The organism is Xylophilus sp. GOD-11R (assembly GCF_033546935.1).
Taxonomy (GTDB): domain Bacteria; phylum Pseudomonadota; class Gammaproteobacteria; order Burkholderiales; family Burkholderiaceae_C; genus Xylophilus.
Genome location: NZ_CP137854.1, coordinates 3,263,220 through 3,285,881 on the forward strand (window position 1 = coordinate 3,263,220; position 22,662 = coordinate 3,285,881).

Genomic DNA, 22,662 nt, shown 5'->3' on the forward strand with positions numbered 1-22,662 from the left:
CCATGAAGGAACTCGCCCTCGATCCCATCCGCGCCGGCTCGGCCACCTGCTGGCATGCCGACCTCGACCACCGGTCGTTCGCGTCCGCATCCGAGCCGCTGTCGCCCGCAGAACGCGAACGCGCCGACCGCTTCGTGTTCCGCCACGACGGTGCCCGCTACCGTGCCGCGCATGGCGTGCTGCGCCGCCTGCTGGCCGCACGCACCGGCATCGCGGCCGAGGCGTTGCGTTTCGCCACCGGCCCGCGCGGCAAGCCGCACCTGGTCGACGTGCCGGGAATCGAGTTCAACCTGAGCCACAGCCGCTCGGCATTGCTGATCGCCATCGGCGACGCGGTGCCGCTGGGGGTCGACGTGGAACAGCTGCGGCCCCTGGCCGACGCGCTGGGCCTGGCCGCCGAGTACTTCACGCCCGCCGAGCGCCGCGAGCTCGCCCGGGTTCACCCGTCGCGCCGCGACCGCGCGTTTCTCACCTGCTGGACCCGCAAGGAAGCCTGCCTCAAGGCGGTCGGCCACGGCCTGACCCTGCCGCTCGACCGCTTCGAAGTCGGCGTGGAGCCGGTGCCCTGCACCGTCGAGCTGCCCACGCCCGACGGCCCGGTGCGCCTGGCCCTCACGCCGCTGCCCGGCCCGGCGGGCACGGTCGCCTCGCTCGCCGAATGCTTTCAGGAGGAATTCGCATGACCCCCTTGATGTTCGGACCGGCCTCGCGCCAGGTCTTCGGTTTCTTCCATGCCGCCGAAACGCCGCGTGAGCGGCCGGTGGCCGTGCTGATCTGCCCGCCCTTCGGTGCGGAAGGCCTGCGCACCCACCGCTTCTTCAAGGTGCTGGCCGAGCGGCTGTCGCGCACCGGCGTGTCGGCGCTGCGCTTCGACTTCCACGGCGCCGGCGACTCGCCCGGCGACGAGCAGGAAGGCGACCTCGACGGCTGGCGCCGCGATGTGTATGCGGCCCACGCCGAGCTGCGCCGGCTGGCACCGGCCGCGCGCATCGTCTGGCTCGGTGCCCGGCTCGGCGCCACCCTGGCGCTGATGGCCGCCCGCCACGGCCGCTGCGACCCCGAACGCCTGGTGCTGTGGGAGCCGGTGGTCGAAGGCCGCGGCTACCTGCGCTTTCTGCGCGAACAGCACGTGAAGGCACTCGACGCCACCTTCTGCATTCCCGACCGCGGCTGGCGCAAGCTGCTGGCCCGCGAGCCCGGCGCCGTGCCGACCGAGGCCCTCGGCACCGCCATCTCGCCCCTGCTCGGCAGCCAGCTCCAGGCACTCGACATCGACGCCCTGCCCCTGACCGCGCTGCACGACACCGTCGTGCTGGCCGACCCCGCCGACGAGCCCGCCGCACGCTGGGCCGCCGCCCAGCAGCTGCGCAACATGCCGCTGCGCTTCGGCTACTTCGAACACCCGCTGGTCTGGACCTCGGACCCGTATCCCAACAGCGCCATGGTTCCGGCCGAAGCGCTGCAACGCCTGCAAGGAGCCATCCATGACTGAGATGACGCAAAGCCCGGTGCAGTTCGGACCCGACCGCGCCCTGATGGGCATGGTCACCCTGCCGCCGCGCAAGCTCGCAGCGCCGGTCGGCGTGCTGATGCTCAACATGGGCGCCAACCACCGCGTGGGCCCGCGCCGCATCAACGTCAAGCTGGCCCATGTACTGGCACGCGAAGGCATCACCAGCCTGCGCATGGACCTCGGCGGCGTCGGCGACAGCGGCGTCGGCCATCCGGGCGACGACCTGCGCCAGCGCGCCGTGGCCGACCTGCGCGCGGCCATGGACCTGCTCAAGACCATGCTCGACATCGAGCGCTTCGTCATCGTCGGCATGTGCTCCGGCGCCGAGCACGCCATCGCCACCGCGCTGGCCGACCCGCGTGTCGTCGGCATCTCGATGTTCGACGGCCCCAGCTTCCCGGACCTGCGCGCCCGGCTCCACCGCACCCTGCGGCGCGCCTGCACCGCCCCCTTCCACCCGGCGTTCGCCGGCAAGGCGGTGCGCCTGATGGCACGCCTGGCCAAACGTGGCAAGGGCGGCCAGGCCTTGCCCGGCTTCTTCACCGAAGGCCGGTCGCGCCAGGCCGAGCTGGCCTGGTTCCGCGATGCGATGAACCGGCTGGCCGACCGCGAAGTCGCGCTGCACATGCTGTTCTCCGGATCGCTCGACGCCGCCGACCGCGACCGCGACCACCTCGGCCGGCTGCGCGCCGAGCGCTTCGTGCGCCAGGTGCGCTACGAATTCGCGCCCGATCTCGACCACACCGTCTGCACCACGCGTGGCCAGCAGCTCTACCTGGCATCGGTCGGCGGCTGGGTGACCCAGGTCGCCCGCCAGGCGCCGGCGGTGCGCACCCGGCCGGCCACCACGGCGGCCGCGCCGCAACCGATCCGCACCGCCGTGCCGCACAGCGCCACGACCGGTGCCGACGAGCGCGTGCCCCTGCAGTAAGCGCCCCACGAGAAGCCTGCCCCGCACCGACCACCCGACGAGACACACCCCATGACACATACGCCCGACTCCACGCCGCGCCGCCGTCGTCACCGCCTCTGGCTGGCAGTGGCGCCCTTGCTGGCTTTGCTCCAGGCCTGCGCCGTGCCCGGTTTCGGCGCGATGGACGACTCGGCCCCGGCGATCGGGACACCGTCCGGGCCACCGGCCTCCCAGCCAGTCACCCCCATCGACCCCCAACTGATCCGCCAGCAGCAGCTCGCCCGGCCGCAGAACCTGCCGCCGGAAGTGCAGCGCCTGATCGGCACCGCGCCCACCTACACCCTCGGGCCGGGCGACGTGGTCGGCATCATCGTGTACGACCACCCCGAGCTGCTGCCCAACGCCGGCGCGGTGATCGCCCAGCAGACCGACCCGACCGGCGTGAACGTGGTGCCGGGCTTCATCATCGGCGCCAGCGGCGAGATCAGCTTTCCCTACATCGGCCGCACCCGGCTGCAGGGGCTGACCGAGATCGAGGCCTCCGACCTCATCACCCGCCGCATCGCCACCTACATCAAGGATCCGCAGGTCACCGTGCGCATCCAGGCCTTCCGCAGCCAGCGCGCCTACGTGGAAGGCGAAGTGCGCCAGCCGGGCATCCAGATCTTCACCGACGCGCCGATGACGCTGGCCGAAGCCATCGCCCGGGCCGGCGGCATCACCGCGGCCGGCGACCGCTCGCACATCGCCCTGACCCGCGACCGGCAGACCACCGTCGTCAGCCTGCCGCAGCTGCAGGCCATGGGCGTGGACCCCGGCAGCATTCCGCTGAAAAGCGGCGACATGGTCTATGTGCACAACCGCGACGACCGCCGCGTCTACGTCATGGGCGAGATCCTGCGGCCCACCGCGCTCACCTTCCGCCAGGGCCGGCTCAGCCTCAACGAAGCGCTGGGCGATGCGGGCGGGCCCAACCTCACCACCGCCGACACCCGCCAGGTCTACGTGATCCGCAACGACCCGCGCGCCGGCCGCGAGGTCTACCACCTCGATGCCAAGAACCCCGCCGCGCTGGCCCTGGCCGACGGCTTCGAGCTCCAGCCACGCGACGTGGTCTACGTGGACTCGGTCGCCCTGGTGTCGTGGAACCGCGTGGTCAGCCTGATCCTGCCCGCCGCCCAGGTCGTGAACCTGGGCAACGACGCGGCACGCCGCTGATTCGCCCCTTTCGCCCTTTCCCTTCATCGCCCCTCCCACCCAGGTGACCCCATGAAGATCAACCGGCTGCTCGCCGCCCCGCCCGTCGCCCTTTCGCCGGGCCAGCCCGCCTACCGCGCCAGCACCTGGAAAGTGGTGCGCGAGGAACGCCGCCTGGTCGCCCTCGTTACCGGGCTGTGCCTGGCCGCGGGCCTGGTCTGGGCGCTCGCCGCGCCGCAGGTCTACGAGACCAACATCGCCATCCAGGTCGAGGACGACGAACGCCCGGCCGGCGCCTTCCTGGACGCCGCGTCCTCCAGCGCCCTGAGCGTGAAGACGCCCGCCACCGGCGAGACCGAAATCCTCAAGTCCCGCATGATCCTGATGCAGGCGATCGAGAACACCCGGCTCTACATCAACGCCGAGCCGAAGTACGTACCGCTGGTGGGCAGCTGGCTGGCCGCCCGCGCCACCGCGCTGTCGGTGCCCGGCGTGTTCGGCTTCGGCGGCTACGTATCGGGCAACGAGCGCATCACCGTCGCCCACTTCGACGTGCCCGCCGCGCTCGAAGGCAGCCGCTTCACCCTCACGGCCGGGCGCGACGGCGCCTTTGTGCTCACGCATCCCAAGCTGGCCGAGCCGATCCGCGGCAAGGTCGGCGAGCCGCTGGACGTGGACCGGGGCGGCAGCACGATCAGCCTGCTGGTGGGCGACCTGCATGCGGCACCGGGCGCGGCCTTCAGCGTGATGCGGCACTCGCAGCAGCAGACGCTGATCGACCTGCTCGCCGGCCTGAAGGTGATCGAGAAGGGCAAGCAGTCCGGCATGCTCGACGTGAGCTGGCAGAGCACCGACCGCTTCGCGCTGACCGACGTGCTCAACGAGATCGGCCGGCTCTACGTGCGCCAGAACGTCGACCGCAAGACCGCCGTGGCCGAGAAGACGCTGGCCTTTCTCGACACCGAACTGCCACGCTTCAAGCAGCAGCTCGAGGAGTCCGAGGACTACTACAACCGCTTTCGCAACCAGAACGGCACCGTGAGCCTGGACGACGAGGCGCGCAACGCGCTCGGCCAGGCGGTGGACCTGCAGGCCAAGCTGTTCGACGCCAAACAGCGCCGCCTGGAACTCGTCGGCCGCTTCACCGACCAGCACCCCACCGTGGCGACGCTGGACGCCCAGATCGCCGGCCTGACCCGCGAACTCGGCGGCGTGGAAGGCCGCATCCGCCGCATGCCGATGCTGCAGCAGACCAGCCTGCGCATGCAGCGCGACATCAAGGCCAACACCGACATGTACGCCGCCCTGCTCAACAGCGCGCTGCAGATGCGCCTGGCCAAGGAAGGCCGCATCGGCAACGTGCGGCTGATCGACGAGGCGGTGCTGCCCGAGAAGGCGGCCAAGCCCAACCGGCCGGTCGTGCTGGCCTTCTCGCTGGTGGCGGGCCTGTTCCTGGGCATCTTCGCCGCGCTCACCCGCCAGCGCGTCGGCGCCCGGGTCAACGACGCCGAGGGCATCGAGGCCGGCGCCGGCCTGAACGTCTACTGCAACGTGCCGGCCAGCCGCCGCCAGCGCGCATTGAGCCGCGAGATGGCCCGAGGCCGCCCCGGCCTGCACGTGCTGGCCATGGACCGCCCCGAAGACGCCGCCATCGAGGGCCTGCGCCGCCTGCGCGCCACGCTGCGGGTGGACATGCAGGACGCGCCCGACAACCGCATCCTGGTCACCAGCGCCACCGCGGGTGCCGGCAAGACCTTCATCGCGGTGAACCTGGCCGCCGTGCTGGCCTCCTCGGGCAAGCGGGTGATGCTGATCGACGCCGACGTGCAGGCCCAGGGTGTGTGCAACTACCTCAACCTGACGCAGACCGACCTGACCGATGCCGCGCAGGACCGCCCCGCCAGCGGCCACGCGCTGCACACCGGCGTGCTGCCCAACCTCGACGTACTCAGCGCGGCGCGGGTCGGCATCAAGCCCGGCGAACTGCTCACCTCCGACGCCTTCACCCGACTGCTGTCGCAGCTCTCCGAGCGCTACGACTCGGTGGTGATCGACGCGCCGCCGATCCTGCAACAGTCGGCCGCCGCCGCCATCGCGCCATTCGCCTCGACCCTGCTGCTGGTGGCCTCGGCGCGCGAGACCTCGCTCGACGACATCCACGAATGCGTCAAGCGCATGTCGCACGTGGGCTGCGCCTTCAACGGCGTGGTCCTCAACCGGGCCGCCCACGACCGGCGCGCGCGCGCCAGCCACCGCCTGGGCCGCAAGCCCCTGGCCCTCTCGCTGCCGCGGCCATGAACGCCCCGCTCATGCCGCCGCTGGGCGGTTACCGCCAGGCGCCGCAACGGCCGACCGCGTCCACGCGCGTGTCCAAGCGCGCGCTCGACATCCTGCTGTCGGCCCTCTTCCTGGTCGGCTTCAGCTGGGTCTTCCTGGGCCTGTGGGTGGGCGTGCGCATCAGCTCGGGCGCGCCGGTCTTCTACTCGCAGCCACGCTGCGGCCGCGACGGCATGGTGTTTCGCTTCTACAAGTTCCGCTCCATGGTGCGCGACTCCGACCACGTGCTGGCCCAGCACCTGGCTGCCGACCCGGCCGCGCGCGAGGAGTGGCGCATCTTCCAGAAGCTGCAGAACGATCCGCGCATCACCCGCTTCGGCGCCTTCATCCGCAAGTACAGCCTCGACGAGCTGCCGCAGATCTGGAACGTGCTGCGCGGCGACATGAGCCTGGTCGGCCCGCGGCCCTGCATGTTCGGCCAGAAGGACCTCTACGGCCACTACTGGCGCCACTACTGCGCGGTGCAGCCGGGCATCACCGGCCTGTGGCAGGTGAGCGGCCGCAACCACGTGAGCTACCGGCGCCGCGCCGCGATGGACGCCGCCTACGTCGAAACGCTCACCCTGGGCAACGACCTGCGGATTCTGGTGAGGACCGTGCGGGTGATCGTCACCGGCGACGGTTCCAGCTAGCCAGCGCGCCGATGCCCGCCGCGCGCTTTTCCCGATCAACCAACTCTATCCACGAGGTCCGAAAAATGAACATCTTCGTCGCAGGCCACCAGGGCATGGTGGGCAAGGCGATCACCCAACGCCTGCAGGATCAGGGCCACGAGGTGCTGACACGCACCCGGGCCCAGCTCGACCTGACCGACCAGACGGCGGTGCGCCGTTTCCTGTCGCAGCAGCACATCGACGAGGTCTACGTGGCCGCCGGCAAGGTTGGCGGCATCCACGCCAACAGCCAGTACCCGGCCGAGTTCCTCTACGACAACCTGGCGATCGCCTCCAACCTGATCCACGGCTCCTTCGTCGCCGGCATCCGGCGCCTGCTCTACCTCGGCTCGAGCTGCATCTACCCACGCATGGCCGCGCAGCCGATGCGCGAGGAAGCGCTGCTCAGCGGCACGCTCGAGTCCACCAACGAGCCCTACGCCATCGCCAAGATCGCCGGCATCAAGCTCTGCGAGACCTACAACCGCCAGTACGGCCATTCGCACGGCATCGACTTCCGCTCGGTCATGCCGACCAACCTCTACGGCCCGGGCGACAACTACCACCCGGAAAACAGCCATGTGCTGCCGGCCCTGCTGCAGCGCTTCCACGATGCCAAGACCCTCGGCTGGCCCGAGGTGCAGGTGTGGGGCAGCGGCAAGGCCCGGCGCGAATTCCTGTACGTGGAAGACCTGGCCGACGGCTGCCTGCATGTCATGAACATGGACAAGCGCAGCTACGACGCCAACGTCGAGCCCACCAACAGCCACATCAACATCGGCACCGGCCAGGAGGTGTCGATCGAAGACCTGGCGGCCCTGATCTGCACGGTCGTGGGCTACACGGGCGAGATCCGTTTCGATGCGAGCAGGCCCGACGGCACGCCGCGCAAATTGCTCGATGTTTCCCGCCTCGACCGCATGGGCTGGAAGCACCGGGTTCCGCTGGTGGAGGGCGTCTACCGCACCTACGCCGATTTCCTCAACGCAGTTCCACGCAACAGGCAGGCTCACTATGGCTAAACGCGCACTCATCACGGGCATCACCGGTCAGGACGGCTCCTACCTGGCCGAATTGCTCATCGAAAAGGGCTACGAGGTACACGGCATCAAGCGCCGCTCCTCGCAGTTCAACACCGGGCGGATCGACCACCTCTACAAGAACCCGCACGACGTGTCGCCCACGCCGGGCCTGTCGCTGCACTACGGCGACCTGTCGGACGGCAGCAACCTCACCCGCATCGTGCAGGAAGTGCAGCCCGACGAGATCTACAACCTCGGCGCGCAGAGCCATGTGGCGGTGAGCTTCGAAAGCCCCGAATACACCGCCGACGTCGACGCCATCGGCACGCTGCGGCTCCTGGAGGCCATGCGCCTGCTCGGCCTGAAGGACAAGACCCGCTTCTACCAGGCCAGCACCAGCGAGCTCTACGGCCTGATCCAGAGCCCGCGCCAGAGCGAGACCACGCCCTTCTATCCGCGCAGCCCCTATGGCGTGGCCAAGCTCTACGCCTACTGGATCACCAAGAACTACCGCGAGGCCTACGGCTTCTACGCCTGCAACGGGATCCTGTTCAACCACGAGAGCCCGCGCCGCGGCGAAACCTTCGTCACCCGCAAGATCACCCGCGGCCTGGCCAACGTGGCGCAGGGGCTGGAGAACTGCCTCTACCTGGGCAACATGTCCGCGCTGCGCGACTGGGGCCACGCCAAGGACTACGTGCGCATGCAATGGATGATGCTGCAGCGCGAACAGCCGGTCGACTACGTCATCGCTTCCGGCATCCAGTACAGCATCCGCGAGTTCGTCATGAAGACCGCCCGCCAGCTGGGCATGGTCATCAGCTTCGAAGGCGACGGCCTCGACGAGATCGCCGTCGTGGAATCGGTATTCGGCGACGACGCGCCGGCGGTGTGCCCGGGCGACGTGGTGGTGCGGGTCGACCCGCGCTACTTCCGCCCCGCCGAAGTCGAATCGCTGCTCGGCGACCCGACCAAGGCCACCACCGAGCTCGGATGGCTGCCCGAGATCACCCTCGACCAGATGGTCGAGGAAATGGTGCGCTGCGACCTGGACCTGGCCAAGCGCAACGCGCTGCTGCGGGTTCACGGCTACGAAGTGCCGGCAAGCATCCAGGCGTGAGCCGGCAGCCGACAACCAGGACAACATCGTGAGAGCACTCTGCTTCTGGTTCGGCGCGGCGAGCGCGATGCTCGCCGCGCTGGTCGATCCGGTACGCGGCTATCAGATCGTTTTCCTGGTGGCGCTGTCGCAGGTCCTGCTCGTGGCGCAGTCGCGCGGGAACATCTTCCTGCTGATCCACTACGTCGCGATCCTCATCTACTTCTCGCTGGCGCCTGCCGCGCAGATCGTCACCGACACCTCCTTCTGGAACGTCGGCCTGCTCGACATCGCCTCTCACCAGCAGGCGCTGACCATCCTGCTGGCCTACCTGGTCGGCGTGGAACTGGCCGCGCTGCTCACCCTGCAGCCGGCGACGCAGGCACCCGCGCCGGTCCGCGCGCAGCCGCTGGACAACACCGCCATCGCGCTGATCACACTGGCCACGCTGGTGGCCTTCGGCCTGCTGTTCGTGAAGCCTTCGCTCAACTTCGTCGCCCGGGGCGTCGTCGGCGACGAGGACAGCCGGCCGATCGAACTGGTGTTCTTCTCGGCCCTGCCCAAGACCGTGGTGCTGGTCGGCTTCGTGGCCCTGGCGATCAATGCGCTGCACCAGCGCACCTGGCAGGCGATCGGCGCCGCCCTGGTGCTGGCTGCCGCTGCCGCTGCCGCCGGCAACCCGGTCAACACCGCCCGCCAGATCATGTTGATCGGCCTGCTGCCGCTGGTCATCTACCTGCTCGGCTGGCGCCACCAGCTGCTGCTGGCAGGGCTCATCTTCGGCGCGGTCGCGGGCATCGGGCCGGTGCTCAACTTCTTCTCGCGCGACGGGCTCTACGGCGTCGACATCGCGGCCTTTCCCACCGGGCCGGACTTCGACGCGATGTTCATCGTGGCCGGCCTGCTGGAGCGCGCGCCGGACGTGGACTGGGGCTATGGCCGCTACCTGCTGTCGGCGCTGTCGTTCATGCTGCCGCGCGACTTGAAGCTGTTCCCGGATTTCGACCCGCTGCTCTGGTCGGCCGTCGGCGCCAACTTCTCGCAGTCCAACGTGTCGCTGCCGCCCTTCGTCACCGCCTTCCTCGACTTCGGCCTGGCCGGCTCGCTGCTGCTGGGCCTGGCCATCGGCAAGGTGTTCCAGCGGGTGGAGCGCGCCCTGTACGCGGGCTCGCCCACGCCGGTGGTGATCCTCGGCGCGCTGGTGCTGTGCTCGGCCTATATCCCCTTTCTTCGCGGACCCATCATGGGCTGGGGTCCGTTCGCCACGTCCGGGATCCTGGCCGCGCTGCTCATCGGCCGCCTCGCCATGCCCGCCGCACGCCCCCACGTCCGCAACCTCACCTAGACCATGGCCGCCTACCTGTTCTTCGACACCGTCCGCCTGAACCCCGCGACCGGCGGCGTGCTCAATGTCTCGGCGATGCTGCTGAGCCACATGCGCGCCTCGGGCGGCCAGCACCGCGTCGAGCCGGTGAGCGAGCGGTTCCCCCGTCTCTACCGATTGTTCGACCGGCTGCGCTTGAGCCGCTTCATCCTCGACACGCTGCTCTACAACTACCAGCTGCTGCGCTCGGCACTGCTGCGCGAGCAGGTGCTGTGCGTGTTCCCCAACTACTTCCTGCCGCAGGCGGCCTTCGGCCGGCACGCCGACTCGATCGTCATCGTCCACGATCTGCAATACAAGTATTTCCCCGCCTACTTCGGCCCGCGAAAGGTGCGTTGGCTCGACTGGTGCCTGAAGCGCATCGCCCGCAGCGCCTCCAACGTGGTGTTCATCAGCGAGAGCAGCCAGAAGGACTTCGCCAAGTTCTTCGGCCCCTGCGCCCGCTCCACCGTCATCCTCAACCCGGTCGATGCCGGTGTGGCCGCGCCGGCATCGAGCGACGAGAAGCCCGAGCGCTTCCTGATCGCCGCCTACCACTACTACCCGCACAAGAACTTCGCCGGCGTGCTGCGGCTGTTCCGTGCGATGCGCGAGCGCGGCCTGGTCGACACGCTGCATGTCACCGGCGACGGCGCGGCCAAGGTCGAACAGATCATCCGGCAGCACGCCCCGGAGCTGCGCGCGCAGATCGTGCTGCGCGGCAAGGTCGAGCGGCGGGTGCTGGTCGACCTGTTCCGCCGCTCGGTGGCCTTTGTCTCCATGTCCACCTTCGAGGGCTTCAACCTGTCGGCGGCCGAGGCGGCCACGCTGGGCGTGCCGGTGCTGCTGTCGGACATCCCGGTGCACGAGGAGCTGTTCGCCGAATACGGCTGCCTGGTCGACGCCGAGCGGCCCGACCTGGCGCGCATCGAGCAGTACCTGCAGTCGCACCGCCGGCAGCGGCCGCAATGGGCGCACGCCGCGCGCTGCAAGCCGGCGACCGTCGCCGCCCATTACCTGACGCTGAAGGCCTGATCGCCATGAACGCTTCGCTCGTCCCCACCATTTCGACCTTCGCCCGGATCCTCGGCGTGCTGGGCCTGGCGTGGCTGCTGGCGGGGCCGGCGGCCGCAGCCGAGCCGGCCCGCAACCCGGCCTTCGGCGTGATGATCCATTACCTGCCCGGCCGCGGCGAGGTGCGCCCCTGGCTCAAGCCCGAGGTGGAGGGCCTGGCCAACGCGCTGGCCGAGATGCGCGCGAGCTACCTCATCGTCACGCTCGGCCAGAACAACGGCCAGTACATCGCGCCCAACGCGTCGATGGTGGCGCTCTGCCCCAAGGCCATGGTCAACGAGCCCCGGCAGGACCTGCCGCTGGAACTCGGCCGCGCCCTCGCCGCCCGGGGCATCGGCCTGATGCTCTACCTGCCGTTTCGCGCGCCGCAGGCCGACCGCTACCTGATGGACTGCCTCGGCGATGTCGACGAGCAGAGCGCCACCTCCGCCGGCTTCATCCGCAACTGGTCCAAGGTGATCGGTTACTGGTCCGCCCACTACGGCCCGCTGCTCAAGGGCTGGTGGTTCGACGGCGTCTACAACACCAGCGGCATGTCCGGCGAGGACTGGCGCACCCTGTGCGCTGCCGCCAACCGCGGCGGCCGCGACCGGCTGCTCGCCTTCAATTCCGGCGAAGGCCTCCAGCGCTTCCAGACGCGCAGCGCGCCCTGCCAGAACCTGGCCGCCGGCGAACTGCTCGACGTGCCCGCCGGCCTGCGCGCCGCCGATGCGGCCCCGCGCTTCCATGTAGCCACCCCGCTGGCCCAGACCTGGGGCCGGCCCGGCCCGGCGCGCTGGAGCAGCGCCGAGATCCGCCAGCGCATCGCCGACGCCCGTGCGGCCAACGGCCTCTTCACCCTCGACATCCCCCTCCCCCGCGATCTGCAGATCGCCCCGGAACAGGTCGCCCTGGTCCGGTCGGCGACCGGCACCCCAGAAGCGTCACACAAGGAAGCCCGGCAATGAGCAGCAAGATTCCCTTCATCGTGGTGGAAAACCGCGAGAACGAAACCCTGACCGCCTGCAAGCTCTCGGCCAAGCTGGCCGACGAATCGCTGGCCGTGCTCTCCAGCACCACGGTGGGTGCCGCCTACGCCGCGCTGTCGGCCGCCTACGTGCACATGTCGAGCAACTCGCCGGCGTTCGAGCTGATCTGCTTTCGGCGCTACTTCCTATTGCAGCTCCATCTCGACGCCCACCCCGAGATCGACCGCTTCGTGCTCATCGACAGCGACGTGCTGCTGTTTCCCGGCGTCGGCACCTATTTCGAACGCCTGGCCGCGCTCTCGGCCTTCGCCGGCTCGGCCGTCATCGCACGCGGCTGGAACCCGCGCCAGATCTCGCCGCACGTCAGCCTGTGGAGCCGCGACAGCCTGGCGAGCTTCCTGGCCTACGTGCTGCAGACCTACACCAGCGCCGAGGGCCTGGCGAAGCTGCGCGCCATCGAGGCCGAGTTCCAGCGCGAAGGCCGGCGCGGCGGCATCTCCGACATGACCCTGCTCTACCTCTGGGCCGAGGCCATGGGCCACGTGCGCCCCTGCAACCAGATCACCCGCTTCGGGGTGGTCGACCACAACATCAACATCTCCGACAACCACGCCGAGTCGGAGTTCGTGATGCGCGGCGGCGCCAAGAAGCTCACCTACATCAACGGCCAGCCCTACCTCACCACCGTGCGCGGCGACACCGTGAAGGCGCTCGCCCTGCACTTTCAGGGCAAGGGCAAGATCATCATGAAAGACGCCCTGATGGCGCGGCAGATGCGGGTGATCCTGATCTCGTACGCGCTGCTGATGGCCCGCCACGTGCGCGACCGCCTCTTCATCCTGAAGACGATCACGCTGAGGCCGCAGCGATGAGCAGCCGCCTGTCGCAGCGTTTCCCGCTGTCGCTCGTGATCCGCAGTTCCGGCTCGTGGGCGCTGGCCTCGCGCATGTATGTGTACCTGTCGGGCTTCGTCGCGGTGTTCCTGCTGTCGGCGAACGTGCCGGCCGCGCAGTTCGGCGAGTATTCGATCTACCAGTCGGCCCTGGAGCTCGGGCTCATCGTCGGCACGCTGGGCAGCTCCATCGTGTTCGCCAAGCACGCGACCATGGTGCCGCCCACGGTTTACAGCGGCGATGTCTGGCGCACCCTGTCCATCGGCGTGCCGATCGCGGGCCTGCTGATCGGCGCCATGCTCTTCGCCCAGGGCCTGCAGCCGCTGTCGCAGAGCACCGCCTGCATCCTGCTGTCGCTGGTCTTCTTCGCCTTCAACACGCTGCGCCTGGCCTGGCGGCGCGGCCGGGGCGAGGCCGGCCTGCTCAACCTCGAGGCGGGGCTGCGCGCCACCATGCTGATCTCCGGCATCGTGGTCTGCCTCCTGCGCCACGAAGTGCTGACCGTGACCTACCTGCTGCAGGTGAACCTGCTGTCCATCGTGGCCGTGACCATCGTGCTGCTGCTCACCGACACGCGCGGCACGCCGCCGCCGCCCGGGGCCGCCGCGCTCGGCATGCACACGCAGGTGGCGGCCACCGGCTATTCGCTGATGGCTTTCGTGCTGCGCAAGGCCGACCTGCTGATCGTGGCCTTCTTCATGCCGCTGGCCTACGTCGGCGCATTCAAGCTGGCCTTCCTGCTGGCCGAGGCACCGTCGCAGTTCGTCATCGCCTATCTCTACACCCATACGCCGGCGATGCTGGCGGCCCGCAAGGGTGGAACCCACGGCCGGCTGCCGCTGGCACGCAAGAGCCTGATGCTGGGTCTGGCCCTTTTCGCCGGGCTGGCGCTCTTCCTGCAGGTCTTCGGCCCGCTGCTGAAGTTCGGCGACGAGGCCCGCTCGATCCTGCTGTGCCTGCTGCCGTATTTCCTGCTGCGCACCTACACCGTCCACCACGAAATATTGCTGCAGCTCAACACCCGGCTGCGGCTGCTGGGCGCGTGGACGCTGGTGGAAGTGTTCACCAGACTGCTGTCGTACGCGGCGGTGCTGTGGGCCTTCCCGGAGAAGCCGCACTACGTCTTCTTCATCGCCACGATCTTCGAATTCGTCTCCTACGAACTTCGCGCCAGGAGCGTGCTGGGCTTTCTGCCCTGCACGCGCCTCTGGCGAAGGTAGGCATCAGTTTTTTCCCCAAAGAGAACGTCGGAACCTACCGAGGCAAAAACCATGAAGATCCTGTTGTATTCGATGAATTTCTCGCCGGAACTCGCCGGCATCGGAAAGTATTCCGGCGAGATGGCGACCTGGTTCCACGAGCAGGGCCACGAGGTGCGCGTCATCGCCGCGCCGCCCTCGTTTCCGCACTGGAGCGTGTTCAGCGGCCACTCTCCCTGGGCCTACCGCAAGACGGTGACCAACGGCATCACCATCTACCGAACGCCCACCTGGGTGCCGGCCAAGCCGCGCGCCATCGCGCGCATGGTGCACCTGGCTTCTTTCATGATCTCCAGCCTGCCGGTGCTGCTGGCCCAGACGCGCTGGCGGCCCGACCTGATCTTCGTGGTGGAGCCTCCGCTGTTCTGCGCGCCCGGGGTGCTGGCGTATTCGAAGGCCATGAACATCAAGTCGTGGCTGCACATCCAGGACTACGAGGTCGACGCCGCCTTCGAGCTCGGCCTGCTGGCCAGCGCACGCGCCAAGCGCGTCGCCTACTCCATCGAGCGCTGGCTGCTCAACCGCTTCAGCCGTGTGTCGACGATCTCGGCGCAGATGGTGGACCTCGCGCTGAAGAAGGGCGCTGCCGCCGGCCGGCTGGTGCTCTGCCCCAACTGGGTCGACATCGGCTCCATCTACCCGCTGCAGGGTGCCAACCGCTACCGCCAGGAACTCGGCATCGCCGACGACGCGGTGGTGGTGATGTATTCCGGCAGCATGGGCAAGAAGCAGGGGCTGGAGATCCTCGGCGACATGGCGCGCAGGCTCGGCCAGTCGCCGCACATCCACTTCGTGTTCTGCGGCAACGGCCCCACGCGCGCTGCGCTCAGACAGGAATGCGCCGACCTGCCCCATGTTCATTTTCTGGACCTGCAGCCGCAGGACCGGCTCAACGAGCTGCTCGGCCTGGCCGACATCCACGTGCTGCCGCAGCGCTCCGACGCCGCCGACCTGGTCATGCCCTCCAAGCTCACCGGCATGTTCGCCAGCGGCCGCGCGGTGGTTGTTACCGCGCATCCGGGCACCGAGCTGAGCAACGTGGTCAAAGGCCGGGGCGTGGTGGTGCCGCCGGGCGACGCCGAAGCGCTGTCGACCGCCGTGTTCCAGCTCGCCAACTCGGCCGACATGCGCCGCACGCTCGGCGCAGCCGGCCGTCGTTACGCCGAGACCGAGCTGCAGCGCGACACCATCCTGAGCCGCCTCGAGGGCGAGTTCCAGCGCTGCCTGGCCGACTGATCCATCCTGAGAAAACGCGTTCGACTTTCCTTCTGCTGAAAGGCTGCAAATCATGAGCAAGACATCCCCGAGCACGGCCGGCGACCGCATCGTTCCGGTGATCCTGTCCGGCGGCTCCGGCACGCGGCTGTGGCCGCTGTCGCGCACCGGCTATCCCAAGCAATTCCTGGGCATCACGCAGGAGCAGACGCTGTTCCAGCTGACGCTCGCGCGGCTGGAGGCCTTCACCGGCCTGGACGCACCGCTGATCGTGGGCAACGAGAACCACCGCTTCATCCTCGGCGAGCAGCTGCAGTCGCTCGGCGTGCGGCCGCAGGCGATCCTGCTGGAGCCTGCTGCGCGCAACACGGCGCCGGCCATCGCCGCGGCCGCCTTCGCCGCCATGGCCCATGGCGCCGACCCGCTGCTGCTGGTGCTGGCCGCCGACCACGTGGTGGAAGACGTCGACGCCTTTTGCCAGGCGGTGCAGGCCGGGGTGCCCGCCGCCCGGGCCGGCTCGCTGGTCACCTTCGGCATCGTGCCCTCCGCGCCCGAAACCGGCTACGGCTACATCGAGGTCGACGCCTTCGCGGCCGATGGCGGCGCCTGCGACGTGGCCGGCTTCGTCGAGAAGCCCGACCTCGCCACCGCCCAGGCCTACCTGGCCGGCGGGCGCCACCTGTGGAACAGCGGCATGTTCCTGTTCCGCGCCTCGGTGGTGCTGGCCGAACTGGAGCGCTTCAGCCCGACGGTGACCGCCGCCGCGCGGGAGGCGGTGGGAAAGGCCCGCGCGGACCTCGATTTCCTGCGGCTGGACAAGGCCGCCTTCTCGGCGTCGCCTGACGACTCCATCGACTACGCGGTCATGGAGAAGTCCGACAAGGTGAAGGTGGTGCCGATGTCGGCCGGCTGGAGCGACGTCGGCGCCTGGCGCGCCGTGTGGGAAGTCGCGGCCAAGGACGCCAACGGCAACGCGGTGCGCGGCGACGTCCTGCTGCACGGCAGCAGCGACTGCTACGTGCGCTCCGACCACCGGCTGGTGGCCGCCATCGGCCTGCAGGACGTGATGATCGTGGAGACCTCCGACGCGATCCTGGTCGCGGCCAAGCATGCGGTGCAGGACGTGAAGAAGGTGGTAGACCGGCTCAAGGCGCAGAAGCGCCCGGAGGCCAACCTCCACCGCGAGGTGTTCCGGCCCTGGGGTTCGTACGACTCGATCGACCAGGCCGAGCGCTACCAGGTCAAGCGCATCACCGTGAAGCCCGGGCAGAAGCTGTCGGTGCAGATGCACCACCACCGCGCCGAGCACTGGATCGTGGTCTCGGGAACTGCCCTGGTGGCGGTGGGCGACAAGGAAGTGATGCTCACCGAGAACCAGTCGACCTATATCCCGGTCGGCGTGATCCATTCGCTGGAGAACCCCGGCAAGATTCCGCTGGAGCTGATCGAGGTGCAGTCCGGTGCCTACCTGGGTGAAGACGACATCGTGCGGTTCGCCGACATCTACGGCCGTGCGCCGGTCACCGCCTCGGCCACGCCCGCCTGAAGCACGCACGCCCGGGCAAGCCCCTCACAGGGGCATGCTCAGGCGGATGGTGGTGCCCTTGCCGATGACGCTGCGCATCTCCAGATCGGCGCCGAGGCGTTCGGCCCGGTGGTGCAGCCCCTGCACGCCACGCCCGCCGATGCGCTCGACGGGCGAGCCGTCGGCGCTCACCTGGGGCGCGTGTTCGGCCACCGGGAATCCGCGCCCGTTGTCGGTGATCTCCAGCACCATGTATTCGCCGCCGGCGGTGTAGTCGAGCGTCACCCGCACCCGGCTCGCGCCGGAATGCCGCAGCACGTTCGACAGCGACTCCTGCACGATCAGCAGCAGCTCGCGGGTGGCCGTGGGGCAGAGCCGGTGTGCCGTGTCGCGCTCGTCCAGGCGCCATTCCATCGCGATGCCCTGGCGGTCTAGCGCCGGCTGCACGCGGTAGCGCACCATGGCCAGCGAGGCGATCAGCGACTGCTCGGTGGCGAAGAGTCGGTCCACCGCGATGCGCAGCTCGAGCAGGCAGCTCTCCAGCGCCGACACCAGTTCATGCTGTTGAGGGGTGTCGCGCGGCTGGCGCGCCATCACGCTCAGCAGGTGCGAACCCAGGCCGTCGTGCAGGTCCTGGGCGATGCGCTGGCGCTGCTGCTGCAAGGCACGGTCGACCAGGCTGGCGAGCCGTGCCGGCAGCTCGGCCCTGCCGCCGGTTCTGCCCAGGCGCATGTGGCGCAGGGCCAGCAGCGCCACCGCCACCACGAACAACATGTCGAGCGTGGCCTGGCCGTAGGAGGCGGCGGCACCGTGGATCTCGATGCTGCGCACCGTCAGCATCATGCCGACCGCGACGATGCCGCTCCAGGCCAGCCGGCGCCGGGCGATCTGGTAGCGGGCCTCGAAGAAATGCCAGGCGACCGCGTGGGTGAAAAACGAGATCGCCAGCGCACCGACCAGCCCGGCCTGCCAGCTCCAGCCGCTCATCGCCATCTTGTAGCCGGAGTTCCAGCCGGCCAGCCCGATCAGCGCGGCCACGCCGGCGGCACAGCCCATGCCCAGGATGCGCGGTGCACCGAAGGCCGCGCCCATCTGGCAGAACAGCAGCAGTCCGCACATGCGCACCGTCAGCCGGAAGGATTCGATTTCGGAGTCGATGTTTGAGGCATCGATCAGGCCGTTGAGCGAGCCGTACGACAGCGCTCCGTCGAGCAGCCAGGAACCGGTCAGCACCGCGTAGGCCACCGTCAGCTGCGAACCACGCCGGCTGTGCGTGCGCCATTGCAGCAGCAGGCCGGACACGGCGACGAGCCATGCCACCTCGATTCCACCGAACGCGGGCGGCTCCATTTCGTCTGTGTTCTTCGGTCGGGTCGGTCGATGCCCTGACCTAGATCAGGCCATGCTGGTTGGCGTAGTTGATGGCCTGGGTGCGCGAATGCACCTGCAGCTTGCGGTAGATGTTCTTCACGTGGCAGTTGACCGTCTGCACGCTGATGTGCAGCCGCTCGCCCACCTCGGCGCTGGTGAAGCCCGACGAGATGTGGCGCAGCACGTCCTTCTCGCGGGTCGACAGCACGCTGTGTTCGTGCGTGCTGTCGCTGGTGTGGGAGCGGGCGTGCGAGAAATCGAGCTGCCCCAGCAGACGACGCGCCAGCTGCGGCGTGATCGGCGCGCCGCCGTTGACCACTTCCAGCACCGCACGCGAGAAGTTGCCGAACCATGAGTTCTTGATGAGAAAGCCGGTCGCGCCCATGCTGAAGGCCTGCAGCACCCGCCGGTCGTCGTCGATGCCCGACACCACCACCACCTCGATGCCCGGGCGGATGGCCAGGGCCTGGGTGATCAGCTCGAAGCCCGAGCCATCGCCCAGGTTCAGGTCGACCAGCAGCACGTCGAAGGCCACCTGCGGGATGATCTTGCGGGCCTCGCGAAAATTGGCCGCCTGGCCGACCACCTGGATGCGCAGATCGGTCAGCAGGTCCTGCACGATGACGTTGCGGATGTGCGGGTCGTCGTCGACCACCAGCACGTTGATCGGGCGCTCCCGCTGGCCACGGAAAAGCTCGGGCCAGGTCGGCATGTCCGAAGCACGGGTCGACGGGGAAATGATGTCCGCCAGGGAGTCGTCGTAGAACGACGCGGGGGCGGACGAATCGGTCTTGTTTTCGTGAACCGGAAACATGAATTGACTCCCAGGTGCTTGTTGTTACGAAACGCAAGTTACCCGTCGACCGGAATTTTGGAACGACAAGAAAAGAAAAAATACTATTTGTTACTTATGTTTCGATCACAAAGAAATCTATTGCCGATGAGCCGTCGATAGGACGCAATCCAGCGGAAAAGTGAGTGCTTCGCACACGTTTTCATGCCCTGCCTACCGCTCGGGCGCTAACCACGGCCACTCGCGGGGACAATGCCACCATGACAACCCTTCACCGTCGCGCCCTGCTCTGGCGCCTGGGCTTACCCATTTCCGTGATGCTCCCGGCCACTGCCGCCCGAGCCGGTTACAACCTCTGGACCGGCGAATACACCGTCACCCGGGCGGAGGCGCAGGCCCGCATCGACACCCGCTTTCCGCTGGCCCTGCGCTATGCCCAATTGTTCGAAGTGCGCGTGAGCCGGCCGCGCCTCGTGCTGGACTCGGCAGCCGGCCGGGCGGCCATCTCGGTCGACCTCGACGTGCGCAACGTGTTCACGACCCGCCCCCTGCCGGGCATGCTCACGATCAGCAGCAAGCTGCGCTACGACGCCGCCACGCGTGCGATCCGGCTGACCGACCCATCCGCCGACCGCATCGAATTCAAGGGCCTGTCCGCGGCGGACGCACAGCAGCTGCAGGCCATCGGCCAACTGGTGGCGCAGGAGGCGCTGCGCGACTATGCGATCCACACCTTCACCGAGCAGGACCTCACCATGGGCAGCCGGGTGTTCGTTCCCGGCGAGATCACCGTCGTGGAAGACGGCATCAAGGTGAAGGTCGACTGAGGCGACGGCCGCGCCGCCCCGCCGCGCTCAACTCGCGACGATGCCCGCGTTGCGCACCACTTCGCCGAGCCGGCGCGTCTCGCCGTCGATGAAGGCGGCGAACTCCTTGCCGCCCATAGGCCGCGGAATGCAGCCGCTGTCGGCGATGCGGGCCGACACCGCCGGCTCGCGGATCGCCGCCAGCGCCTGGCGCTCGAGCAGCGCCTTGCGCGCCTCGGGCACGTGGGCCGGCAGCAGCAGGCCGAACCAGCCGACCGACACCAGGTCCACGCCCGCCTCGCGCAGGGTCGGCACGCTGGAGAAGGCGCCCACCCGCACGTCGCTGGTCACGGCCAGCGCCTTCACCTTGCCGCCGCGCACCAGGCCGGCGGCCGCCGAGATGGTCTGGAACATCACGTCGACCCGGCCGGCCATCAGGTCGGCGTTGGCGGTGCCGGTTTCCTTGTACGGCACATGCACCATGTCGAGTTTGGCCGCCGTATTGAACTGCGCGCCGGCCAGGTGCAGCGACGTACCGTTGCCGATGGAGGCGAAGTTCACCTGGCCCGGCCGCTTGCGGGCGTAGGCGACGAACTCCTCGACCGTGTTGGCCGGCGAATCGATGGGCACGATCATCAGGTTGGGCACGGTGGCGATCAGCGCGACCGGTTCGAAGTCGCGGTCCGGATCGAAGGGCAGCGTGCGAAACAGGAAACGGTTCACCGCGAAGGGCACGCCGGTCAGCAGCAGGGTGTAGCCCTCGCGGTCGCCTTGCGCGGCCGCCTGGGTGCCGATGTTGCCGCCGGCGCCGGCCCGGTTGTCGATCAGCACCTGCTGGCCGAGCGATGCCTGCAGCCGCTCACCGACCGTGCGGCCCAGAAAGTCGGCCGCGCCGGCCGGCGGAAACGGCACCACCATGCGCAGCGAACGGGACGGATAGGCGGCTTCCTGGGCCTGCAGCCAGGCGGGCGATACGAGGGCGGCGGCGCCGGCGGCGAGGGCTTGTCGGCGGGTCGTGATGGGCATCGGGCAATCCTTGCAGGTGGGTGACGGGTCACCCGTCTCCAAGCAAGAGCCAGGCCATTCGCGTCAGGCTCCGGTCAGGTGGCATGCCCGGGCGGCGCCGACCCGCATCGGCGAGTTCCCCTACCATGGCGCCCGGCCGACCGGCCCGGCGCCGGGCGGCCGCCCTCTCCCGCAACACTCCCACTACACAACATGAATTCAGGGGATATCCAGCTGTTGGTCATCGCGCTTCTCAGCGTGCTGGGCCTGGTCGCGCTCATCGTGTCGCGGCCCAAACTCCATCCATTGCTGGCGCTGCTGCTGGTATCGGCCGCCGTCGGGCTGGTCACCGGCATGCCGCTGGACCAGCTGGTCAAGGCCATCTCCGGCGGCGCCGGCAAGACGCTGGGCGCCGTTGGCCTGGTGGTGGCGCTGGGCGCGATGCTCGGCAAGATCCTGGCCGACGCCGGCGTCACCGACAGCGTGGCCGACGCCATCGTCAGCCGCGCGTCGCGCAAGGCGCTGCCCTGGGCGATGACGGGCGTCGCCTTTGTCATCGGCATTCCCATGTTCTTCGAGGTCGGGCTGGTGGTGCTGCTGCCGCTGATCTTCGGCGTGGCCCGCAAGCTCGAGGCTGAGGAGCCAGGCAAGGGCTCGGCCTATGTCTACGTGGGTGTGCCGGTGATCGCCGCGCTGGCCGCCATGCACGGCATGGTGCCGCCGCACCCCGGGCCGCTCACCGCCATCGCCACGCTCAAGACCAGCGTCGGCGCGACCATGATCTACGGCTTTATCGCGGCGATTCCGGCGATCGCGCTGGCCGGACCGATCTACGGCAACTTCATGGCGCCGCGCATGAAGGTACGCCCCGACGACGCCCTCGTCGCCCAATACGCGCCGGGCGCCGACGATGCGGCCGACAAGCCGCGCAGAACCCCGCCCGGCATCGGCCTGGGCCTGCTCACCGCCCTGCTGCCGGCGCTGCTGATGCTGCTGCACGCGCTCGCCGAAGTGCTGCTCGCCAAGGAATCGCCGCTGCTGCACGTCGCCGGCTTCGTGGGCAATCCCATCGTCGCGATGCTGCTCGGCGTGGTGTTCGCGGTGCTGGTGCTGCGCCCGGGTGCACCCGAGGAAGTGCGCAAGGCGCTGAGCCAGAGCGTCAAGCCGGTCGCCAACGTGCTGCTGATCATCGCCGGCGGCGGTGCCTTCCAGCAGGTGCTGACCGACGCGCACGTGGGCGACGCCATCGTGCACATGAGCCACCAGCTGGCGCTGTCGCCGCTGGTGCTGGGCTGGCTCATTTCGATGCTGCTGTCGGTGTCCACCGGCTCGGCCACCGTCGGCATCGTGGGCGCGGCCGGCCTGCTGGCACCGCTGGCCGCTTCGGGCGCGGGCATCAACCAGCCGCTGCTGGCGCTGTCCATCGGCTGCGGATCGCTGTTCTTCAACTACGCCAACCACGCCGGCTTCTGGCTGGTGAAGGAAAGCTTCGGCATGAGCATGGGCGAGGCCACCAAGACGATCTCGGTGGTGCAGTCCATCGTCGCGGTGGTGGGCCTGGTGATGGTGCTGTTGCTGAACCTGCTGCCGCCGCTGGTCGGCTGATGCCGTCGCGCGGGCTTGTCGATCGGGGCCGGAACCCGGTTTAATCGCGGG

Annotated in this window: 20 protein-coding genes; 17 read left to right on the forward strand and 3 right to left on the reverse strand. The window is 69.0% G+C overall.

The features are described 5' to 3' along the window. Positions 1-2 precede the first annotated feature (2 nt). From R9X41_RS15150 to R9X41_RS15220, 15 genes are all read left to right on the forward strand, one after another. Positions 3-683 (forward strand): 4'-phosphopantetheinyl transferase family protein, encoded by a 681-nt coding sequence (locus tag R9X41_RS15150; RefSeq protein ID WP_318631272.1) that lies wholly within the window; start codon positions 3-5, stop codon positions 681-683. Then, the gene (locus R9X41_RS15155; RefSeq protein ID WP_318631273.1) at positions 680-1,492 is read left to right on the forward strand and encodes a serine aminopeptidase domain-containing protein; all 813 of its coding nucleotides are present in this window, start codon (positions 680-682) and stop codon (positions 1,490-1,492) included. Before R9X41_RS15150 ends, R9X41_RS15155 begins: the two co-directional genes overlap by 4 nt. Continuing rightward, the gene (locus tag R9X41_RS15160; protein ID WP_318631274.1) at positions 1,485-2,444 is read left to right on the forward strand and encodes an alpha/beta hydrolase family protein; all 960 of its coding nucleotides are present in this window, start codon (positions 1,485-1,487) and stop codon (positions 2,442-2,444) included. The genes R9X41_RS15155 and R9X41_RS15160 overlap by 8 nt, the downstream gene beginning before the upstream one ends. 51 nt (positions 2,445-2,495) lie before the next feature. Beyond that, entirely contained in the window at positions 2,496-3,644 is a 1,149-nt protein-coding gene (locus R9X41_RS15165; protein WP_318631275.1) for a polysaccharide biosynthesis/export family protein, read from the forward strand. A gap of 51 nt (positions 3,645-3,695) precedes the next feature. Then, positions 3,696-5,921 carry a polysaccharide biosynthesis tyrosine autokinase gene (locus R9X41_RS15170; RefSeq protein ID WP_318631276.1) on the forward strand — a complete coding sequence of 742 codons (2,226 nt, stop codon included), beginning with the start codon at positions 3,696-3,698 and terminating at the stop codon, positions 5,919-5,921. Next, entirely contained in the window at positions 5,918-6,592 is a 675-nt protein-coding gene (locus tag R9X41_RS15175) for a sugar transferase (protein WP_318631277.1), read from the forward strand. The genes R9X41_RS15170 and R9X41_RS15175 overlap by 4 nt, the downstream gene beginning before the upstream one ends. Before the next feature lie 65 nt (positions 6,593-6,657). Next, positions 6,658-7,635, forward strand: coding sequence for a GDP-L-fucose synthase family protein (locus tag R9X41_RS15180; protein WP_318631278.1), 978 nt, complete (start codon positions 6,658-6,660; stop codon positions 7,633-7,635). After that, complete coding sequence (gene gmd / locus R9X41_RS15185; RefSeq protein WP_318631279.1) at positions 7,628-8,755, forward strand: GDP-mannose 4,6-dehydratase; 1,128 nt, start codon at positions 7,628-7,630, stop codon at positions 8,753-8,755. Before R9X41_RS15180 ends, gmd begins: the two co-directional genes overlap by 8 nt. 28 nt (positions 8,756-8,783) lie before the next feature. Further along, complete coding sequence (locus R9X41_RS15190; protein ID WP_318631280.1) at positions 8,784-10,079, forward strand: hypothetical protein; 1,296 nt, start codon at positions 8,784-8,786, stop codon at positions 10,077-10,079. A gap of 3 nt (positions 10,080-10,082) precedes the next feature. Continuing rightward, complete coding sequence (locus R9X41_RS15195) at positions 10,083-11,132, forward strand: glycosyltransferase (RefSeq protein ID WP_318631281.1); 1,050 nt, start codon at positions 10,083-10,085, stop codon at positions 11,130-11,132. 5 nt (positions 11,133-11,137) lie between these two features. Further along, the gene (locus tag R9X41_RS15200) at positions 11,138-12,118 is read left to right on the forward strand and encodes a hypothetical protein (RefSeq protein WP_318631282.1); all 981 of its coding nucleotides are present in this window, start codon (positions 11,138-11,140) and stop codon (positions 12,116-12,118) included. Beyond that, complete coding sequence (locus R9X41_RS15205; protein ID WP_318631283.1) at positions 12,115-13,011, forward strand: hypothetical protein; 897 nt, start codon at positions 12,115-12,117, stop codon at positions 13,009-13,011. Before R9X41_RS15200 ends, R9X41_RS15205 begins: the two co-directional genes overlap by 4 nt. Beyond that, on the forward strand, positions 13,008-14,252 hold the full coding sequence (locus R9X41_RS15210; RefSeq protein WP_318631284.1) for a lipopolysaccharide biosynthesis protein: 1,245 nt from the start codon (positions 13,008-13,010) through the stop codon (positions 14,250-14,252). Before R9X41_RS15205 ends, R9X41_RS15210 begins: the two co-directional genes overlap by 4 nt. A 51-nt stretch (positions 14,253-14,303) precedes the next feature. Next, a complete protein-coding gene (locus R9X41_RS15215; RefSeq protein ID WP_318631285.1) occupies positions 14,304-15,527 on the forward strand; it encodes a glycosyltransferase WbuB in 1,224 nt (407 codons plus the stop codon). A gap of 52 nt (positions 15,528-15,579) precedes the next feature. Next, the gene (locus R9X41_RS15220; protein ID WP_318631286.1) at positions 15,580-17,052 is read left to right on the forward strand and encodes a mannose-1-phosphate guanylyltransferase/mannose-6-phosphate isomerase; all 1,473 of its coding nucleotides are present in this window, start codon (positions 15,580-15,582) and stop codon (positions 17,050-17,052) included. 24 nt (positions 17,053-17,076) lie between these two features. On the opposite strand, the gene R9X41_RS15225 is transcribed toward R9X41_RS15220, so the two are convergent. Together R9X41_RS15225 and R9X41_RS15230 are read right to left on the reverse strand one after the other, a co-directional pair. Next, on the reverse strand, positions 17,077-18,381 hold the full coding sequence (locus tag R9X41_RS15225; RefSeq protein WP_318631287.1) for a sensor histidine kinase: 1,305 nt from the start codon (positions 18,379-18,381) through the stop codon (positions 17,077-17,079). 40 nt (positions 18,382-18,421) lie between these two features. Next, positions 18,422-19,216 carry a response regulator transcription factor gene (locus R9X41_RS15230; protein WP_318631288.1) on the reverse strand — a complete coding sequence of 265 codons (795 nt, stop codon included), beginning with the start codon at positions 19,214-19,216 and terminating at the stop codon, positions 18,422-18,424. Between the two features lie 239 nt (positions 19,217-19,455). Between R9X41_RS15230 and R9X41_RS15235 the strand changes: the two genes are divergently transcribed. Then, positions 19,456-20,022, forward strand: coding sequence for a YceB family lipoprotein (locus R9X41_RS15235; RefSeq protein ID WP_318631289.1), 567 nt, complete (start codon positions 19,456-19,458; stop codon positions 20,020-20,022). A gap of 27 nt (positions 20,023-20,049) precedes the next feature. Here the strand turns inward: R9X41_RS15235 and R9X41_RS15240 are convergent, their stop codons facing one another. Beyond that, the gene (locus R9X41_RS15240; RefSeq protein WP_318631290.1) at positions 20,050-21,027 is read right to left on the reverse strand and encodes a Bug family tripartite tricarboxylate transporter substrate binding protein; all 978 of its coding nucleotides are present in this window, start codon (positions 21,025-21,027) and stop codon (positions 20,050-20,052) included. A 192-nt stretch (positions 21,028-21,219) separates the two neighbouring features. Here R9X41_RS15240 and R9X41_RS15245 point away from each other — a divergent pair, with 192 nt between their 5' ends. Beyond that, positions 21,220-22,611: a GntP family permease gene (locus R9X41_RS15245; RefSeq protein ID WP_318631291.1), complete on the forward strand. Its 1,392-nt coding sequence runs from the start codon at positions 21,220-21,222 to the stop codon at positions 22,609-22,611. The last annotated feature ends 51 nt before the right edge of the window (positions 22,612-22,662 follow it).

What these genes read in the sequence shown, in the direction of transcription:
- R9X41_RS15240 (WP_318631290.1), bottom strand. Translation starts at nt 21,027, where the DNA reads ATGCCCATCACGACCCGCCGACAAGCCCTCGCCGCCGGCGCCGCCGCC.
- R9X41_RS15165 (WP_318631275.1), top strand. Translation starts at nt 2,496, where the DNA reads ATGACACATACGCCCGACTCCACGCCGCGCCGCCGTCGTCACCGCCTC.
- R9X41_RS15220 (WP_318631286.1), top strand. Translation starts at nt 15,580, where the DNA reads ATGAGCAAGACATCCCCGAGCACGGCCGGCGACCGCATCGTTCCGGTG.
- R9X41_RS15195 (WP_318631281.1), top strand. Translation starts at nt 10,083, where the DNA reads ATGGCCGCCTACCTGTTCTTCGACACCGTCCGCCTGAACCCCGCGACC.
- R9X41_RS15225 (WP_318631287.1), bottom strand. Translation starts at nt 18,381, where the DNA reads ATGGAGCCGCCCGCGTTCGGTGGAATCGAGGTGGCATGGCTCGTCGCC.
- gmd (WP_318631279.1), top strand. Translation starts at nt 7,628, where the DNA reads ATGGCTAAACGCGCACTCATCACGGGCATCACCGGTCAGGACGGCTCC.
- R9X41_RS15160 (WP_318631274.1), top strand. Translation starts at nt 1,485, where the DNA reads ATGACTGAGATGACGCAAAGCCCGGTGCAGTTCGGACCCGACCGCGCC.
- R9X41_RS15205 (WP_318631283.1), top strand. Translation starts at nt 12,115, where the DNA reads ATGAGCAGCAAGATTCCCTTCATCGTGGTGGAAAACCGCGAGAACGAA.
- R9X41_RS15200 (WP_318631282.1), top strand. Translation starts at nt 11,138, where the DNA reads ATGAACGCTTCGCTCGTCCCCACCATTTCGACCTTCGCCCGGATCCTC.
- R9X41_RS15245 (WP_318631291.1), top strand. Translation starts at nt 21,220, where the DNA reads ATGAATTCAGGGGATATCCAGCTGTTGGTCATCGCGCTTCTCAGCGTG.
- R9X41_RS15170 (WP_318631276.1), top strand. Translation starts at nt 3,696, where the DNA reads ATGAAGATCAACCGGCTGCTCGCCGCCCCGCCCGTCGCCCTTTCGCCG.
- R9X41_RS15180 (WP_318631278.1), top strand. Translation starts at nt 6,658, where the DNA reads ATGAACATCTTCGTCGCAGGCCACCAGGGCATGGTGGGCAAGGCGATC.
- R9X41_RS15155 (WP_318631273.1), top strand. Translation starts at nt 680, where the DNA reads ATGACCCCCTTGATGTTCGGACCGGCCTCGCGCCAGGTCTTCGGTTTC.
- R9X41_RS15175 (WP_318631277.1), top strand. Translation starts at nt 5,918, where the DNA reads ATGAACGCCCCGCTCATGCCGCCGCTGGGCGGTTACCGCCAGGCGCCG.
- R9X41_RS15235 (WP_318631289.1), top strand. Translation starts at nt 19,456, where the DNA reads ATGACAACCCTTCACCGTCGCGCCCTGCTCTGGCGCCTGGGCTTACCC.
- R9X41_RS15215 (WP_318631285.1), top strand. Translation starts at nt 14,304, where the DNA reads ATGAAGATCCTGTTGTATTCGATGAATTTCTCGCCGGAACTCGCCGGC.
- R9X41_RS15150 (WP_318631272.1), top strand. Translation starts at nt 3, where the DNA reads ATGAAGGAACTCGCCCTCGATCCCATCCGCGCCGGCTCGGCCACCTGC.
- R9X41_RS15210 (WP_318631284.1), top strand. Translation starts at nt 13,008, where the DNA reads ATGAGCAGCCGCCTGTCGCAGCGTTTCCCGCTGTCGCTCGTGATCCGC.
- R9X41_RS15230 (WP_318631288.1), bottom strand. Translation starts at nt 19,216, where the DNA reads ATGTTTCCGGTTCACGAAAACAAGACCGATTCGTCCGCCCCCGCGTCG.